2 protein-coding genes and 1 pseudogene are annotated in these 2,288 nt (G+C 33.6%); all 3 read right to left on the reverse strand.

Features of this window, described 5'->3' with window-relative positions:
* Nucleotides 1–21: 21 nt before the first annotated feature.
* Nucleotides 22–471, reverse strand: a pseudogene (locus tag V7183_RS23285) (hypothetical protein); the annotation flags it as partial.
* An 88-nt stretch (nucleotides 472–559) separates the two neighbouring features.
* Nucleotides 560–1,363, reverse strand: a complete 804-nt coding sequence (locus V7183_RS23290) for a VOC family protein (protein WP_335360992.1) — start codon at nucleotides 1,361–1,363, stop codon at nucleotides 560–562.
* 263 nt (nucleotides 1,364–1,626) lie between these two features.
* The gene (locus tag V7183_RS23295; protein WP_097898973.1) at nucleotides 1,627–2,082 is read right to left on the reverse strand and encodes a GNAT family N-acetyltransferase; all 456 of its coding nucleotides are present in this window, start codon (nucleotides 2,080–2,082) and stop codon (nucleotides 1,627–1,629) included.
* Nucleotides 2,083–2,288: the final 206 nt, after the last annotated feature.

Below are 2,288 nucleotides of genomic sequence, written 5' to 3' on the forward strand. Positions count from 1 at the left end.
TTAATAATACAATTCGTCAAATAAAAAAGTCCCGTCCACTACTAACACCATATCATTCGAAGCTAGTATAGGCGGATTATGTACAGGAATATCCGTTTTTAAATTATGGGATGTTATTTCATAATGTAAACTTCCTTCAGGCCCTAAAGGGACTAGTAATCTTTCCCGAAAAGACTTGTAATCATGGGCATCCTCATAATATCCTTTTGCTGACTCTTTTCCTTGTAGATAACGAATCGCTCTTGGGTTATGAAATTCATCTATGCTAGTTCGTATTATCTTTTTTCCGTGCTTTGTCATTTCTTCCGCTAATTCATTTGCAAATGTTGTTTTTCCAGAAGCTGTAATACCACTAATGCCGATTCTTAACGGATGATCTCGTTTAAATGTTAAAATACGATTGACTATTTCACAAATAAGTTTTTGACGTTTCAATTTATTGTACCCCTTACTTTTTACGTATTTACACATATATACATTGTTGATTGATGAAATATGTTTTTTCTGATTCTCTTTTAATCTGCGATACTTAGCACTTCTTCCACATAGAACCCCCCGATTAATATATGTATAAACTACCTAAAATTTGTTTTTTTCTCTTCTGCTTATCTAATCCTTGAAATTCAATCGCAAAAGGAACTTCTCCATATTTTAATAACTGTTCTTGTACAAACCCTTCACCGATCGGTTCGCAAAATTGAACATTTACATTTTCAAATAACACACTTTGGCACATTGCATTCCATTCTTGATGAACTTCAGAAGAATCCACCTGTACTTCCATCATTTCTTTCCATTTCTCTGTTGTTTCACGAACATTCTTCACCGCATAAAATATCGTCTCAATTTCTTTTGTTTCATTGCTATGAGAGGCAATCATACCTACTTTTTGTAAATCCAACTTTCTACTTTCATCAGATTCTTCCCACTGTATAAAGAAAGGAAATTTCGGTCCGTTTTCTTGCTGCTCAATAAATAACATTCTCCATTCTAAAAGATGACCGTCATTTCTCACTCTTTTCCCTTCAAATGGGCCAATAATTTTCAATCCTTTTTCTACAAACTTAACTGCAAGTTCTTCAATCCGATCTGTACGAATCGCAATTTGTAACATACCTTCTCTATCTTTTAATTTAACAACTGTTTCCTGAACTAGTGGATTGTCTGCTTGCTTAGCTTTATTTTCATCTTGTACTGCTAAAAATTCAATGTATGATAAATCAAAATAACATAAGCTATTCCATGTTCCCCAGTTTGTATGTTCTCCGCCTTGTACCGTATGGAATCCAAGCTCCTTCATTCTCTTTTCCGCTTCCTTTGGTGTACACCTAACAGCATGAACAAGGTGATCAAATGCTAACATATCCCTTCCCCCTTCTTTATACCCTTTATTATATAATTTTCCTGTTATTTCATTCAATTCCAAAAAATCACAAGACGTAGTTTATTTATGAGGTTAATGAGTATTATAAAAATTTAATATCATGCTGATTGAAAAAAACAAAGGCTCTTTTCTCACACGGGAAAAGAGCACTTTTTCATTTATTATTACGCTTTCCTACATTGCCGTAGGTCTTATCATTATAAATTCCATTTTCTTGTCTGTCGAAATCATTCACAACTAAATCATGACATTTTCTCTATTCTCCAATGAATCATTGTGTCTGTTACACTTATTTTTTTCATGTTTAATTTTTCTAACACACGAATAGAACCATGGTTATCATGAAGTGTTTCAGCTACTATCCTATCAACTTTTGATGTAAGAAAAGCCCACTGAATTAATGCCCCTACAGCTTCTGTTGCATAACCTTTATTCCAATATTTCTCAAGGAACCCATATCCCACTTCTACCTCTTTATTCCCATTTGGTTTCCCCTTAAAACCTATATCACCAAGGACCATACCATCCTTTTTTCGAACAACGAGCCAAACGCCCCAATACAGTAAAGAAGAATCTTCTTTTAATTTTTGTACATAATTTGCGATATGCGGTCCATTATCGTACCCTTGCTGAATAGCAATTTTAACTGTTTCTTCCGTACATGGTATAATATGTAGTCTTTTCGTTTCTAATTTCATTATTATTTCTCCTTTTGGTTAACTGTAATCACCCCGGCAAAAATGGATGTACAAAACATAGAACGATCCCCTTTCGTAACTAAGATTCCTTAATCATACACTCAGAACAAAGAATATTCAATATTTTAAAACTACTCATAAATACGATTACTTTCATTTAGCAACTCACCCTAATCCAAAGACAAAACTTCAATCACTGAGGATAA

The organism is Bacillus sp. JJ1127 (assembly GCF_036965845.1).
Classification (GTDB): domain Bacteria; phylum Bacillota; class Bacilli; order Bacillales; family Bacillaceae_G; genus Bacillus_A.

Coding starts and splice junctions, on each gene's coding strand:
- V7183_RS23290 (WP_335360992.1), bottom strand. CDS start 1,363: ATGTTAGCATTTGATCACCTTGTTCATGCTGTTAGGTGTACACCAAAG.
- V7183_RS23295 (WP_097898973.1), bottom strand. CDS start 2,082: ATGAAATTAGAAACGAAAAGACTACATATTATACCATGTACGGAAGAA.